The sequence below is a fragment of the Paenibacillus campinasensis genome (assembly GCF_002272015.1).
GTDB classification, from domain to species: Bacteria; Bacillota; Bacilli; order Paenibacillales; family Paenibacillaceae; genus Paenibacillus_AQ; species Paenibacillus_AQ campinasensis.
On the sequence record NZ_NPBY01000009.1, the window covers coordinates 52,636 to 68,218 of the forward strand.

General features: G+C 54.0%; 13 protein-coding genes. All 13 read left to right on the plus strand.

Going from position 1 to position 15,583, the window contains the following annotated elements; all coding sequences use genetic code 11:
• Nucleotides 1-138: 138 nt before the first annotated feature.
• The 13 genes from CHH67_RS02415 to CHH67_RS02465 all read left to right on the plus strand — a co-directional run bounded on the left by CHH67_RS02415 (nt 139) and on the right by CHH67_RS02465 (nt 15,574).
• Nucleotides 139-1,494 carry an ABC transporter substrate-binding protein gene (locus tag CHH67_RS02415; protein WP_095263378.1) on the plus strand — a complete coding sequence of 452 codons (1,356 nt, stop codon included), beginning with the start codon at nt 139-141 and terminating at the stop codon, nt 1,492-1,494.
• Nucleotides 1,478-1,615, plus strand: a complete 138-nt coding sequence (locus CHH67_RS26095; protein WP_176475513.1) for a hypothetical protein — start codon at nt 1,478-1,480, stop codon at nt 1,613-1,615. Before CHH67_RS02415 ends, CHH67_RS26095 begins: the two co-directional genes overlap by 17 nt.
• Nucleotides 1,612-3,468 (plus strand): cache domain-containing sensor histidine kinase, encoded by a 1,857-nt coding sequence (locus CHH67_RS02420; protein WP_095263379.1) that lies wholly within the window; start codon nt 1,612-1,614, stop codon nt 3,466-3,468. Before CHH67_RS26095 ends, CHH67_RS02420 begins: the two co-directional genes overlap by 4 nt.
• Nucleotides 3,446-4,267: a response regulator transcription factor gene (locus CHH67_RS02425; RefSeq protein ID WP_095263380.1), complete on the plus strand. Its 822-nt coding sequence runs from the start codon at nt 3,446-3,448 to the stop codon at nt 4,265-4,267. The genes CHH67_RS02420 and CHH67_RS02425 overlap by 23 nt, the downstream gene beginning before the upstream one ends.
• The gene (gene nagZ, locus CHH67_RS02430; RefSeq protein ID WP_095263381.1) at nt 4,267-5,886 is read left to right on the plus strand and encodes a beta-N-acetylhexosaminidase; all 1,620 of its coding nucleotides are present in this window, start codon (nt 4,267-4,269) and stop codon (nt 5,884-5,886) included. The genes CHH67_RS02425 and nagZ overlap by 1 nt, the downstream gene beginning before the upstream one ends.
• Before the next feature lie 401 nt (nt 5,887-6,287).
• Nucleotides 6,288-9,062 carry a stalk domain-containing protein gene (locus tag CHH67_RS02435; RefSeq protein WP_095263382.1) on the plus strand — a complete coding sequence of 925 codons (2,775 nt, stop codon included), beginning with the start codon at nt 6,288-6,290 and terminating at the stop codon, nt 9,060-9,062.
• Nucleotides 9,063-9,405: 343 nt separating this feature from the next.
• The gene (locus CHH67_RS02440) at nt 9,406-9,876 is read left to right on the plus strand and encodes a Fur family transcriptional regulator (RefSeq protein ID WP_095263383.1); all 471 of its coding nucleotides are present in this window, start codon (nt 9,406-9,408) and stop codon (nt 9,874-9,876) included.
• Nucleotides 9,873-10,127, plus strand: a complete 255-nt coding sequence (gene yidD / locus CHH67_RS02445; protein ID WP_095263384.1) for a membrane protein insertion efficiency factor YidD — start codon at nt 9,873-9,875, stop codon at nt 10,125-10,127. The genes CHH67_RS02440 and yidD overlap by 4 nt, the downstream gene beginning before the upstream one ends.
• Nucleotides 10,128-10,303: 176 nt before the next feature.
• Complete coding sequence (locus CHH67_RS27195) at nt 10,304-10,429, plus strand: hypothetical protein (RefSeq protein ID WP_425320426.1); 126 nt, start codon at nt 10,304-10,306, stop codon at nt 10,427-10,429.
• A gap of 102 nt (nt 10,430-10,531) precedes the next feature.
• Entirely contained in the window at nt 10,532-12,523 is a 1,992-nt protein-coding gene (metG, locus tag CHH67_RS02450; RefSeq protein ID WP_095263385.1) for a methionine--tRNA ligase, read from the plus strand.
• 194 nt (nt 12,524-12,717) lie between these two features.
• On the plus strand, nt 12,718-13,893 hold the full coding sequence (locus tag CHH67_RS02455) for a metal ABC transporter solute-binding protein, Zn/Mn family (protein ID WP_095263386.1): 1,176 nt from the start codon (nt 12,718-12,720) through the stop codon (nt 13,891-13,893).
• Nucleotides 13,894-13,983: 90 nt separating this feature from the next.
• Complete coding sequence (locus CHH67_RS02460) at nt 13,984-14,733, plus strand: metal ABC transporter ATP-binding protein (RefSeq protein ID WP_095263387.1); 750 nt, start codon at nt 13,984-13,986, stop codon at nt 14,731-14,733.
• 31 nt (nt 14,734-14,764) lie between these two features.
• Complete coding sequence (locus CHH67_RS02465) at nt 14,765-15,574, plus strand: metal ABC transporter permease (RefSeq protein ID WP_095263388.1); 810 nt, start codon at nt 14,765-14,767, stop codon at nt 15,572-15,574.
• Nucleotides 15,575-15,583 lie beyond the last annotated feature (9 nt).

A 15,583-nucleotide genomic window follows, 5' to 3' on the forward strand; every position in this document is an offset into this window, starting at 1 on the left:
TGTGGACGATTTTATCCCTGCTATAGCCAAAAGTGACCTTCCGCAAACCGAAATCGCTTTCTATAATGGGATATAAACAGAGAATCAGGGGACTGAAAGCTTACAAAATACCGGTTATTGTTGAAGGGGTCATGAACGATGAACGATAAACGCGCCGCGATCTGGATCGCTTGGTGGCTGGCAGCCTCCATACTTCTCGTTTCCTGCAGTGTTCCCGGCGGCGAGCCTGCACAGCCTGGGGAAGAAGCAGGCAGCGTCAGCTCCGATCCGTTTGAAATGACCGTCCGTCATACACAGGTGGGCGACTCCAAGAAGTTTCGCCTCGCCCTGCTTAATGAGGTAGTACGCAAAACGGAAGCGGCCGTACCTGGCCTGACCATCCGGCTGGATGCGGTGGATGCCGAGGTGAACCGCAAGGAGAAGCTGAGAGGGGAGATGGCTGCGGGCAAGCCACCGGACATCTTTGATGTGTTCGGGAGCCCGGAAGCCGGACTGTATGCCAAGGAAGGGCTGATGCTCGATCTGACGCCGATTCTGGATGAGCTGGAGCTGAGGGACAAATTCACGACGCTGGACCCGTTCACCCATGACGGGAAAATTTACGGCTTGCCGATCGGAAGCACGATTGAGGGCATTTATTACAACAAACCTTATTTCGAGGAAAAAGGATTCAGCGTTCCCCGTACGCTTGCGGAGCTTGAGCAGATTGCCGATGCGATCAAAGCGGACGGGAAGGTGCCCTTTGCCCAGTCTTCCAAGGATGCCTGGATTCCGCTCATGCTGACCAACAACCTGTGGAGTTACTACGCCGGCCCCGGGGTCACCTACGGCTTCAAGACCGGCGATACGAAATGGACAGACCCGCAGGTGGTCGAAGGGGTAGAGAAGCACCAGGAATGGGTGGAGAAGGGATATTTCAAAAAAGGGGAGCTTGGCCTTGATTATGCCGACATGAGAGAGCAGCTCATCTCCGGCGAAGCGGTGATGATGATGGACGGCTCCTGGGCCAACTCCATCTTTCGTGATCCGGAGCAGGCGGGTGAGCTGGTGGGGCAGATCGGGTACTTTAACCTTCCACCGGTCCATGAAGACGACCCGATTGTCGTGATGCAGGATGCGAATAACGGGTACGGTTTTTCTGCCGCCGTTGCCAAAGACCCGCGGAAGCTGCACGCGGTCAAGCTCTTTATCAAGCAGATGTGGAATGAGGAGATGCAGCTTAGAGGATTGAAGGAGGACGGCGTGCTGCCGGCGATGAAGATGGACCTGGCCGTGATGAATTCCACCTCGGATGATCCGTTGCTGCAGGACATTTTCAAGGCGTTGAACGACATCGACAAGTCGTACCCGGCCTTTGACGCCCTCGTCCAAGCTGAGGTCAATACGGAACTGAGCATCGGCATCCAGCAGGTGATTGGCGGCAAGATCGGGGCCAGGGATATGCTGATGCGGGTTCAGGAGGTACAGGAGGCAGCCAATGCGGGAAGGGAATGAGTGGATGCGGTTAGTCATGTTATCCGGCAGCAGCATTGTTCCGGCAGACGGAGTGGATTTCACCAATCGTGGCGTGGGGCTGGCCCGCTATAACTTGAGCATTACGGGAGCAAACACATGAATCTAAGGAACAAGCTGTTTACCGCATTTTTGGGATTGATCATCATTCCGTTATTTGCGCTTGGCTTATTTACATTTTTCATCACCTACAATTCGATCGAGAAAAAATACAGCCAGCAGGCCGAATATTCGCTAAAGGCGATCAGCTACAGCATATCGAGCGTGTTTAAGGAGATGGAGTATGTCACCGACAACGGGATTGCCACCTCGGTGTTTGCGATGGCGCTCAGCGCCAAGGATCCGGATTCCCAGAACCTGATCACCGATTCGGAGCTGCTCAACCTGAACGAGCGGCAGCGCAGCTTCCGCAACCTTCTGTACAATCACCCAGCGATCAACTACGCTTTTTTGTACCATTTCAACCGCGAGTCCGCGCCGATTCCGATTTTCAGCAAAGAAAATTTCCAGGCGCTTCCGTTTGATGATTTCAAGAACAACCGGCTCTATCATGAAGTGATCGAACTGAACGGGATTCCGAAGTGGCTCGCGCCGCATGAATTCCCGGAACTGACCGGCACGGAGCCGGTGTTCACGCAGATCCGGCTCGTCAAGGATGTCAACACGCTGCGCAAGCTCGGTTTTCTCGTTGTCCAGATCAAGACCTGGGAGTTCGAGGATATTTTTCGCAACTTGACACTTTCCAACAATCATCAGAACACCTCCTTCATGCTGGTCAACAACGACGGGCTTATCCTTTTCGACCCGGGCGGCACGATGGACGGGCAGAACATTCGACAATATTTGAGGCAGAATGTGGAATTCAGGGAGGGATACCAAAGTTTCAAGGCGAATTTTAACGGAGAGGAAAATATCGTTTCCATCTATCATCTGGATGATTATGCCTGGAATCTGGTGTCTTTCACGGACTGGAATTCCTTGTCTCAGGAAGTCACCTCATTTGCCAAATGGTTTTTGGTCATTATCGGCGCTTGCCTTGTAACGGCAATTGTGTTCAACCGCTTGTTCATGAACCGGATTACCGGCACCATTGCCGTCATCGTCAGGTTTATGCGCCGGGTTGAAGACGGGGACCTGAATGCCCGGGTGGAGGAAAAGGGCGAGGATGAGCTGCTGCTGCTGTCCAAGGGCTTCAACAATTTAATGAACCGGATCAACGGCCTGTTTGCCCAGATCAAGCAGGAGCAGAGGCAGAACACCGAAGCCCAGATGCGCCTGCTCCAGGCCCAGATCAAGCCGCATTTTCTGTTTAATACGCTGGAGTCGATCAACGTTCTGGCTGTGCAGAATGAGGGGCGCAAGGTGAGCGAGATGGTGTACCGGCTGGCCAGCATATTGCGGATCAGCATCCAGGAGCGGGAGGAAATCACACTGGAAGAGGAGATCAAGCATCTGGTGAGCTATCTGGAGATCCAGAAATTCCGTTTTGAGGACGTGTTCGATTACGAGATTGATATCCCGAAAGAGCTCAGAATGAGCCGAATATTGAAGCTGACGCTGCAACCGCTGGTGGAGAACAGCATCCAGCACGGGTTTGAAGGCATCCCGTACAAGGGTATGATCCGGGTCACGGCCTGGAAGGAGCGGGGCAACGTCATCATACGTGTGGAGGATAACGGACTCGGGATGGACGCCGAGCAGCTGGCGGCTTTTGAATACATGGCGAGCGATGATCCTGTGGACAATCACGTTGATGAAGCGCCGGATCATGTGATGGAGAACCGGGAACAGCGGGGGCTGGGCATAAGGAGTGTTGCCGACCGCATAAGGATCCAGTACGGCGATTATTACGGGCTGTACATCTGCTCCAGCCGTCCTGGCGGCACGGTCATTCAATGCGTAATCCCTTATCACGATGGAAGGCGGTGGGAACATGCTGAAAGTACTGCTGGTTGACGATGAAGCTCCGATTCTGCGCAACCTTCACCAGGTATTGCCGTGGAGCGAGATGGGGATGGAGGTGTCCGGACTGGCGCGAAGCGGTATGGAGGCGCTGGATCTGGCTGCCCGGTATACGCCCGATCTCGTGCTTAGCGACATACGCATGCCGGTCATGGACGGCTTGACGTTTATAGCGAAGCTTCGGGAGCAGGGTTGCCATGCGGAGATCTTTCTGCTGACCGGTTATGAGGAATTCGAATATGCAAGAGAAGCGATCAAGCTTCGTGTGAAGGATTATATCAGCAAGCCGATCCATTACGGGGAGCTTGAGATGAAGATTCGGGAGACAGGCGAGGAAATTCGCATCAAACAGGCGAAGGAACGATATTACGGCCATCTTCCTCTATTCGACGATACGCCGGAGCCGGATGACACGGGCAAAAGAACACCCGAGCAGATGATGACCGCCGCTCTGGAATATATCAACACGCATATGGGCCAGGACCTTGGCATTGAGGAATTGTCAGAGCTGCTTGGCATCAGCCCGAGTTATTTCTGCCTCCTGTTTAAGAACCATGTCGGGCAGACATTTGTGGAGTACTTGACCGGCAAACGGGTGGAGGCAGCCAGGTTCCTGCTGGAGAACAGCGATCGAAGCATTACCCAGATCGGCGCATACGTCGGTTATCATGAACGGCGATATTTCACGAGAGTGTTCCAGAAGGCGACCGGAATGACGCCATCCGAGTACCGGGAGCTGACGGGGAAGAGCCATATAACCAAATCGACTATAGGAAAGCAGGTGCCCAATTGATGAAGTGGACGTTGCAATCGTTGAGCTTGGAGCAAAAGGTAGGACAGTTGTTTATATGCGGCTTTGATGATATTGAAGCTAATGAGCATGCCCGGGCACTGGTGGAGCAACATCAGGTAGGCGGAATCATCTATTTTCGCCGCAATGTTCGTTCGTTAAGCCAGCTGTCGGCCTTATCCGATTCCTTGCAGGAGCTGGCGGCCGCCGGCGATCAGCCGCCGCTGTTTATCGCGATTGACCAGGAAGGCGGGATGGTGGCGAGGATCGACCAGGACGGAGTCAACCGGGTTCCGGGCAGCATGGCCCTGGGGGCGTCCGGCCGCGAAGAGGATGCGTACATCGCCGCCCAAATCTGTGCGCGCGAGCTGCGATCGGTAGGCGTCAACATGAATTTTGCGCCATGCCTTGATGTCAATAACAACCCTCGCAACCCGGTGATCGGGGTGAGATCCTTCGGCGAAGACCCTGAAGCGGTTGCCCGCCTTGGCTGCGCCGTTATCCGCGGCTACCAGGAGGAAGCGGTGTCGGCAACAGCAAAGCATTTCCCGGGACATGGAGACACAAGTGTGGATTCCCATCTGGGCAGAGCCTCCGTGCCGCATGACCGGGAGCGGCTGAACCGGGTGGAGCTGGTTCCGTTTGCACAAGCGATCCGCGAGGGCGTTGATGCGATTATGACCGCCCATGTTAGCTTCCCGGCGATCGAGGACAGCGGCTATCCTGCTACATTGTCGCGCCCGGTATTGACCGGCCTGCTGCGTGAGGAGATGGGATTCCAAGGGCTGATCGTTACCGATTGCCTGGAGATGCATGCCATCTCCAAGCAGTATGGCGTGGCGGAAGGCGCCGTGCTCGCAATACTGGCGGGAGCCGACTGCGTGCTGGTCAGCCACACCTATGCGGAGCAGGACGCAGCCATTCGGGCGGTTGTGGAAGCGGTCCGGAGCGGAAGAATTCCGGAGAGCCGGATCGACGCATCGGTGGAGCGGATTCTCGCTTTGAAGCAGCGGCAGATTAAGCAGCGTGAGCAGCTTCCGCTCTCGGCATCCGGTGTGCCACAGGAGGAAGTACAGCAGCTTCTGTATGCCATCGCCGGAAGAAGCCTGACACTGGTGAAGGATGAGGGGCAGCTGCCGATCCGCAAGGATGTGGATACGCTGGTCATCTGGCCGGAGCTGCGCCAAGCGACCCAGGTCGATGAGGCCTGGAGCAAAAGCTACACCCTTGGTGACGCCCTGAAGGACTATGGCGTGCCCGTGCGCGAGCTGCGTATCAGCACTGATATGACGGACGAGGAAGTGGCGCAGGTCGTCCAAGATGCCGACGGGTACAAGCAGATCATCGCCGTCACCTATACAGCCGAGAGCAGATTGCCGCATGGCCAGCAGCAGCTGGTGAACAAGCTGGCTTCACTGCAGCGCGGGTCTCTGGTTGTGCTGGCTTCGCGCAACCCGTATGACATCGAATTTCTTGAAGGAATCAAAACCTATCTGTGCAGCTATGAGAACACGCCGCCTCTGATGCAGGCGGCAGCGGCCGCCTTGATTGGGAAGCTCAAGCCGAAAGGCAAGCTGCCGGTGGCGCTTGGCGAAGAGTACCCGCTCGCTCATAGCTCCTAACCTATCCATAGATATGGACATACGGATGTGAGAACCCATGCCCCTGTAGATCTGATAAAGCGTTTCAAGCAGATGCAGGGGCATATGTCCGTTTTTTTGACATCATCATTCACATCTTCGACATAAACATTCCACGTGTGGTTACCGATATATAGATGAACAGAATACCATTGCCTCTCTGACGATGAAGTCCCCTCTATCGATTTCTCACCATTGAACGTCCCCGCAGACCGAGTGCTGGTCTATGACTTTCGATTCAGAATAGGATATCCATGGATTCTCTCAGATTGCTATTTTCGACATGATAATAGCAACTTTTTCGCATTTTCTGCGTCTAATGATATGATTTCGCAGTTATTCTTAGCTTAAGTCAACTATAACGTGCAATAAAGGAGCAAATGATGAATTTTAGAAGATTTACGATGATTACCGTGCTTGCTGCGGCCCAGGTCATGAGCACTGTACCCGTAGTAGCAGAATCACAGGATTGGACAACAACGACGGTATCATCAAGCAATACCGTGCCTTCATCTCTTGAAGAAGATCCGAGCAGCTTGACCGGGGAGTCCGGCCTTGCGGATGGTGTGTCAGCAGATATGGAGTCCCCGGCCAGTGAAGGGTTCACGGCTGTCGATGGAGCAGAAGTTGTGTCACACGATGGCGATCTGTCCGGCGGAGAAACGGATGAAGCATCTGTGAGCCATTCGGACGCTACGGAGCAGGAGTCGATCACCTCGGAGCCAAGCGAAGGAGAGCCTGCAACGGAGTCCGGTCAAACGGAAGGGACCGCGGCGAATTCTCAGGCAGTGGCCACAAGCTCTGCAAGCGGTTTAGCGGCAGCGTCTGCCCCTAATAGCCTGGTGCTGCTGATGAACAGCGACGTCATGTACCACAATGGTGAGAAGTTTACGGCCGGCCAGCCGATGGCAGTGAAGAACGGCGTATCCTATGTAGCGATCCGCGCGATGGTAGAACGGGCCGGATTGACGTTAAGGTATGATAACCAGACGAAAGAAACAATCATTCTGAAAAATGGCAATGAGCTTCGCTTCACGAACGGAAGCAGCAACTATAAAGTGAACGGCGAGACCCGTGCGATGAGGGGCACAGCCTATATGTCGAACAATGTGTTCATGGTGCCGCTGACGGCGATTACGCAGGCACTTGGCATTCCGTACTCCGTTGATCAGCCGGGCAAGCGGGTCATTCTGGACCTTGCGCGAATGGAAAGCGGCAGTGGACAGCCTGGGGGAGGCACGGCCAACCCGGGAACCGGAACGCCGAATATTCCGGGCGTTGGACCGCATGATTTGGTTCTGTATATGAACAGTGCCAGAATGGTGCAAAACGGCCGGGAATACACCGCCGGTCAACCGATGGCAGTCACAAACGGCGTGTCCTACGTGGCGATTCGGGCGCTGGTGGACCGGGTTGGCTTGCGGCTAACCTACGACAACACCACGAAGGAAACGATCATTACACGCGGCAATGACGTGCTGCGCTTTAAAACGAACAGCAATGTGTACACCGTCAATGGTCTGCAAAGAACGATGAAAGGCGCAGCATACCAATCGAACAATGTGTTCATGGTGCCGCTGACCTCCATCACGCAAGCGCTGGACATTCCGTATCGGGTGGATCAGCCGAACAAACGGGTCATTCTCAACGTTTCTACCAAGCCGATCGCCTCCTTTACGGTTCAGCCGGGCGAGATTTTTGCCGGACAGACCCGGGTGCGGTATTCCACTAGCGCACACTCTCCAGTCGGCTTGGATATCGTGGATGAGCGCTGGGAAGGACGTCAGGACCTGTTTCATGAACCGGGCCTGCATACCGTTTCCTATTCCGTTCAGGATTCGAGCGGACAGTGGAGCGATCCGTACTATGTGAACATTGAAGTCAAGGCGCCGAATACACCGCCTGTCGCCATGTTTATGACAGACAAGAAAGAGTATAAAATCGGCGAGAAAATTACGTACATCAATCAAAGCTATGACCGCGATCCTGGCGATGAGATCACCTACCGCTGGGAGAATAACGAACCAGCCTTCTTTACGGCTGGACGTCATACGGTAACGCTTGTCGTCACCGACAGCCATGGAGCGACCTCCAGCTATCAGCAGGTTATTCAGGTCTCCAGCGAGGTGATGTACACCCGCGATGAATTCAATCATATGTTTACCGAAATCGGGGACAAGTTCACATTCAACGGGCTGGAGGTTCCGTCGATGAATCTCGTGCCGATTACCCGAAGATCGGAGCCTGCGCTTCTGATCCGAAGCAATTCGCCTGAAACGGTGTACCGGGAGGGTATCGTGTACCGTGAGGTTGGCGTTGGCAACACGCGGTTCATGATCCACCATTTGAACGCTACAGGCAAGCGAATGAAAATGTACGTGGTGGCCACCAACATCAACAACACCCCAGCACGGATCACTACCCAATACACCGGCATGGGCGGTCCGATTGATATTCCGACGGCTACTGGGCGGGCATCCGTTCAGCGCTATCTCGAGTCGATGCAGTCCGCGGACAGCTTCAAGACCATCTCGCTGGCGCCGGGTGAGAGCAGAGTTATCCTGGATGATTTGAGCAGACAGTCGCTTGCGAACGGACATGTGGTCTCCATGTTTGCCGATCTGTATACCGACTCGCCGATCCGTTACGATGTCATTATGATCGATGAGGCGAAGGACCCGATCCAGAAGCTGCCTCATCTCATTTTGCAGCCGGTTGACGGCGTGCATAACAGAGGAACCTATGCGGATGCAACGCGCATCATTGAGACTTATGAACGGGTGGGCGATACGCCGGCCAGAATTGCGATCGGCGATCGCGTTAATGATCCGAACCTGGAAGGCTTTGATGGCATCACTGGCGTTCCGCAGTCCAATTCCGGCAACTTTGGTGTGCTGTACAAAATCAAGCTCCATCGCGTCGCCCCGAACACGCTGATCACGCTGAATCCGCGTGGAGGCAGATACATGGGCGCAGTGATGGTCAACGGCAACATTATCAACGTGCCGAACAGCGGGGCGGTAGCCGCACCGCATGAAGCAACCGTGCTCTATCGCACAGGGGATTATGAGCGGAGCGTAGAGATTCTGTTCACTGCTGCCCCAGGCAGCAGCTTGCCGGTCAATCTGCTGCTCCAGCCGCTTCCGGAAAGCAAGTAAGCGCTGGTAGGTATGAGCCGCCTGCGGTGATAAGAACTGTACGCATGCCCTTTTACCTTTATCCTAGGATAGAATTCCGCACCCTCCGTTACAGAACGGGGGGTGTTTTCGTATTTTCGAGATGCCCGGCCATCAGGCAATAAGGCCGTTCATTGACGATACTATCATTTTCAGGCATTATTAAGGGAGAATTGTGCACGTCTTTTGGTGCGGCTTTCTACTTGTAATTGAGCGTTCATGCCGATTTGGTAGACGGGTTGCTTTAAAAATCGGAAGAGGCCGGTACCGAAATTGATAATAGTCTGAAAGAACGAGCATCGACAGAAATGGAGGTCAGCCGCGTATGCTTACGACAGATCAGATCATCGAAGCCATGTCGGAACACGGGCTGCGCATTACCGATCAGCGGAAGACGCTCGCCAAGCTGTTTGGCGAACATTCGGGATATTTGACGGCCAAGGATGTATATGAATATATGGGGCAGAAGTACAGCGGGCTCAGCTTTGATACCGTCTATCGCAATTTGCGCGTTTTGAACGATCTGGGAGTTCTGGAGCAAGTCGTCTTCGAAGAAGGGGTCAAGTTCAGAGGTCGCTGCAGCGAAGATCATCACCATCATCACATGATCTGCCTGCAATGTCAGAAGACGTATCCGATTACGTTCTGTCCGATGCAGCTGACAGACGCTCCGGATGATTTCCAGGTTGTACAGCATAAATTCGAGGTGTTTGGCTACTGCCGCGAATGCGGACAGGAAGAGGGGGGCAAGCCGATGTCAGGCGTCGGCGCGGCCAGACGGGATGAGCGGGGATGAAGGCGGCGCGCAGGGTGGTTCAAGTTCCAATCCATGTATACCGGAAATACATTTCGCCGCTCAAACCGGCGACCTGCAGATTTTACCCGACCTGTTCGGCCTATGCGCTGGAAGCCATTGAGGTGCACGGAGCGCTGAAGGGCTCCTGGCTGGCGGCCAAGCGAATCGCCAAATGCCATCCATTCCATCCGGGCGGAATCGACCTGGTTCCACCGCCCGGCGGCCAGAAAACACGGGTGGAAGCGGAATAGTACGGCATCGCTTGACATCGTGGATAGAGCTTTAATAAAATAAATATAATAAAAATATCGATATCCGAGGAAGAGATAAGTACGAAACGACAAGCCTTGTACAGAGAGCCGGGGAAGCTGCAAACCGGTCTTGGCTGATTTCGGAAAATGGTCTTGGAGGATCCGCTTTTGAGCGCTTGCAGCATCTGCCTGAAGCTGCCGTAAAGGAGCGGCGTGATCCAGCGTTAATGGACAGCCGTTATGCGCGGCTGATGAGCCTGCGGTCTGTCAAGGACGCAGGGAAATTGGGTGGTAACACGTGAGATCAACTCTCGTCCCATAGGGGGCGGGAGTTTTTTGCTGTTCTGCAGCAAGCAGGTCAAATTTCACAATCAATTCAATTCAGCGCAAAGGGATGGTGCCAAGTGACAGACAAGAAGACGTTTTATATTACGACGCCGATCTATTATCCGAGTGACAAGCTCCATATCGGGCATGCTTACACAACGGTGGCGGGGGATGCGATTGCCCGGTACAAGCGTCTGCGCGGCTATGACGTCCGTTATCTGACGGGGACGGATGAGCATGGACAGAAGATCGAGCGCAAAGCGCAAGAGGCTGGCAAGACACCGCAGCAGTTCGTGGATGACATCGTGGCTGGCATCAAGGAGCTGTGGAAGAAGCTGGATATTTCGAATGAAGACTTTATTCGGACGACGGAGAAGCGTCATACGAGCGTCGTACAGGACGTGTTCGAGCGGCTTCTGAAGCAGGGCGACATTTATAAAGGCGAATATGAAGGCTGGTATTGTACCCCGTGTGAATCGTTCTTTATGGAGCGGCAGCTTGTGGACGGCAAATGCCCGGACTGCGGCCGCCCAGTAGAACTGGTCAAGGAAGAAAGCTATTTCTTCCGGATGAGCAAATATGTCGATCGTCTGCTGCAATATTATGAAGAGAATCCGGACTTCATTCAGCCGATTTCCCGCAAGAATGAAATGATCAACAACTTCATCAAGCCGGGGCTGGAGGATCTCTCGTTTTCCCGTACAACCTATGAATGGGGCGTCAAGGTCAAGAGTGATCCGAAGCATGTGATCTATGTATGGATCGATGCATTGCTGAACTATGTGACGGCGCTTGGCTACGGTTCAGAGGACAGCTCGCTGTATGAGCGGTACTGGCCGGCGGATGTTCATCTGATGAGCAAGGAGATCGTCCGTTTCCATACGATTTACTGGCCAATCATCTTGATGGCGCTGGATATGCCGCTGCCGAAGAAGGTGTTCGCACACGGCTGGCTGCTGATGAAGGATGGCAAAATGTCCAAGTCTAAAGGCAATGTCGTTGATCCGGTCACGATGATCGACCGTTATGGCCTCGATGCGCTGCGCTATTACTTGCTGCGCGAGGTTCCATTCGGGGCGGACGGCACGTTTACGCCGGAAAGCTTTGTAGAGCGCGTGAATTCCGATCTGGCCAACGATCTGGGCAACCTGCTGAATCGTACAGTCGCTATGGTAGATAAATATTTCGGCGGAGAGGTTCCGGCTTTCCGCGCGGGAGTTACGGCGTTTGATGCGTCGCTGGAAGAAGCGGCGCAGGCTGTCTATGACAAAGTGGAAGCCGCTATGGAGAATATGGAGTTCTCCGTGGCCTTGACGGCGATCAGCCAATTCGTGAGCCGCAGCAACAAGTATATTGATGAGACACAGCCTTGGACCTTGGCGAAGGATGAGAGCAAGCGCGAGGAGCTGGCTTCTGTCATGAGCCATCTGGTGGAGTCGCTGCGGATTGCCTCGATTCTGCTGCAGCCGTTCCTGACCCGCACCCCTCGCAAAATTTGGGCGCAGCTCGGCATCGAGGAAGGCGAGCGGACCGCATGGGACAGCGGCCGCACATTGGGGGCTATTCCGGGCGGCACTAAGCTGCACAAGGGAGATCCAATCTTCCCGCGCCTTGACCCGGAAGTCGAAGTGGCCTACATTGCCAGCGCCATGACCGGCGGGGCGGCAGCTTCTGCATCCGAAGGTGAAGGCGGCAAGAATCCGGCTGCTGGCAGTGAAACAGCAGCGGAGCCAGTGGAGCTTAAAGAGGAGATCGGCATCGAGGATTTTGCGAAGGTGGAGCTGCGTGTCGCCCAGGTTATCGCCTGTGAGCCGGTGAAGAAGGCGGATAAACTGCTCAAGCTGCAGCTGGATCTCGGCTTTGAGCAGCGCCAGGTGGTATCCGGCATCGCGAAATTTTACAAGCCGGAGGAGCTGGTCGGTCGCAAGGTGATCTGTGTGACGAACCTGAAGCCGGTCAAGCTGAGAGGAGAGCTGTCTCAGGGCATGATTCTGGCGGCCTCCGAAGGAGAACAGCTGACGCTGGCTACGGTGCCGGACAGCATGCCTAATGGCGCGGTTGTTAAATAAACGGCTCATCGTGAAGCCTTATATGGAAGCGGAATGCCTTGGCCAAGGCATTCCGCTTTTTTTGCCGGAGGCAGCTCTGGCTATGAATGAGCATTAATAGTAACCGTTACGATTTATGTTGACTTGGCTCATGTTTGCTCTTATAATCTTGATAGTAATCATTACGATTAGTTGATGGGAGCGGAGTTTGAGTTATGAAGAGACAGAAAAAAGCAACATGGATGTCAGCCATCCTGCTGACGATTATCCTCGCGATCACCGGCTGTGGAAACAGCTCGGGAGGCATTGTGGAAGGCAAAGTCAACGTGATTACAACATTTTATCCGATATATGAGTTTGCCAAGGAAATCGGCGGCGAAGATGCGAATGTAATCAGTTTGCTGCCTACGGGAGTGGAGCCCCATGATTGGACGCCGAAGAGTCAGGACATCCTGAACACGTCCAAAGCGCAGCTGTTCCTGTACAATGGAGCCGGGCTGGAGGGCTGGGTTCCAGGGTTCCTGAAAGGGCTGAACAAGGATTCCGAGGTGAAGGCGGTTGAAGTCAGCCAAGGGATCCAATTGATTAACGCCGAGGGAGACGACGGTCATAATCATGGCGGAGCCGTAGAGGATCCGGGACATGAGGAAGATAACCACGCTCATGATGACCATGCTCATGACGATCACCAGCACGAGACTGGCGATCATGCCCATGAAGATGAGCATGATCATGAGCATGAAGGTCATGACCACGCTCATGAAGAAGAACATGCCGGGGATGATCACAGTCATGAGGCGGAAGCGGATCACGCAGCTGAAGAAGACACAGGCGCAGACACATCCGGCGACGGTCACAATCACAGCCATCACACCGACCCCCACACTTGGGTAAGCCCGAAATCGGCGCTCATTATGGCTGAGAACATCAAGAACAGTCTGATCGAGGTGGACCCTGCGAACAAGGAAGGCTATGAGCAGCGATTTGAAGCGCTCCAGCAGAAGCTGATCAAGCTGGATCAAGATTTTGAGACCGAGCTGTCTGCCTTGCCGAAAAAAGATATCGTCGTTTCACACCAGGCCTTCGGATATTTGGCTCGCGACTACGGACTGACACAGCATGCGATCATGGGCTTGTCACCAGATGCGGAGCCAAGAGCGCAGGATATTGTCAAGCTTGCGAACATCGTCAGAGACAACCAAATCCGGTACGTGTTCTTTGAGGAACTGGTGTCTGACAAGATTGCCAAAATGCTTGCTTCTGAAGCCGGCGTCGACACGCTGGTGCTGAACCCGGTGGAAGGCCTGACGAAAGAGCAGGCGGAGCGCGGGGAAAACTACTTCACACTGATGGAGAAAAATTTGCAAAATCTGAAGAAGGCTTTACAATAAATAAGATGGGGATTCTAATCCCCATCTTACACTTTTTTTAAGACATGCATTCGAATATTCGATTTTATCCATAGAAAGGCGGCCAGATTTATGGAGCCGGAAGTACAGGATTGCCATCAATCCATCATACAATTAAACAAGGTTTCTTTCAGCTATAGAGACCAGCAGGTCATCCGCGATCTGAACTTCTCGGTCAAGGAGCGGGATTTTGTCGGGATCGTCGGCTCGAACGGCGCGGGAAAAACGACGCTGCTGCGCATGATTGTCGGGCTGCTGCCTGCTGCAGAAGGGGCGATTGAGCTGTTCGGCACACCGATCCGCAAATTCAAGGACTGGGAGCGCATCGGCTATGTTCCGCAAAAAAACGCATTTAACCCCTTGTTCCCTGCCACGGTGCGGGAGGTGGTGATGTCCGGCCTCTACAATCGCAAAAGCCTGTTCAAGCGCCTGTCCCGTCAGGACCAGCAGAAATGTGATGATGCGCTTGAGGTGATGCGTATTCAGGATATTGCGGACAAGCGGATCGGTGCGTTGTCCGGCGGACAGCAGCAGCGGGTCTTTCTGGCCCGGGCGCTGATCAACCGGCCGGATTTGCTCATTCTGGACGAACCGACGATCGGGATCGATGCGGAGACGCAGGCAGGTTTTTTTGATCTGATTACCCATATGCACGCCCGCCATCACATGACGTTCCTGATGGTGACCCATGATCTGGATATGGTGAAGGATTATTTGGGAGAATCCCCGGTCTCGCAGAACGGCAAAATCCAGTTCTTTGTCCGGCACTCGCATGAAATAGAGAACTGTGCGGAAGAGGATCTTCAGCATTCTCTCGTTTGATTGAACATCGTAGGTGAAGGAGACGTTATCATTGCTTGATATATTGTTTAGCGATTTTTTTCAGCGGGCGCTTGTCGGCGGCGTGTTGATCGGCATTACGGCACCGCTCATCGGGATGTTTCTCGTGCTGCGCCGGCTGTCCATGATCGGCGATACGCTGTCCCATGTGACCATCGCGGGCGTGGCGCTCGGCTTTCTGATTGAGGTATACCCGATCGCAGCCGGCCTCGTGTTTGCAGTGCTCGCGTCCTTTGCGATCGAGAAGCTCCGCAAGGCTTACAAAAGCTATGCCGAGCTGTCGATAGCCATCATCATGTCCGGCGGTGTGGCGCTGGCCTCCCTCTTCTTCACGCTGGGAATGGGGTACAACACCGATGTCATGAGTTATCTGTTCGGCAGCATCTACACGCTGGACACAACCGATATCTATATGGTAGCCGGCGTAACCGTGGTTGTCATTGCTGTCGTTGCGCTGCTGTTCAAGGAGTTTTTCCTGCTTAGCTTCGAGGAGGATGCCGCCAGTGTAAGCGGCTTGCCCGTGAAGATGATGAACATGCTGATCACGGTATTGACCGCGCTTGTTGTCAGCACAGCGATTAAAATCGTCGGCGCCCTGCTTGTGTCCGCGCTGCTTACGATTCCGGTGGCAATCAGTCTGCTGCTCGCCAGAAGCTTCCGGTCCTCCATCATTTTGTCGGTGATCATCTCGGAGCTGGCTGTCATCGGAGGCTTGATGATGGCCGGACTGTTCAATCTGGCGCCAGGCGCCACAATTGTGCTGCTGCTGATTGCACTGCTTGTCATTACGATGCTGGGCAGAAAAGGTTTTACGACGACCTAAGGAGGGCTG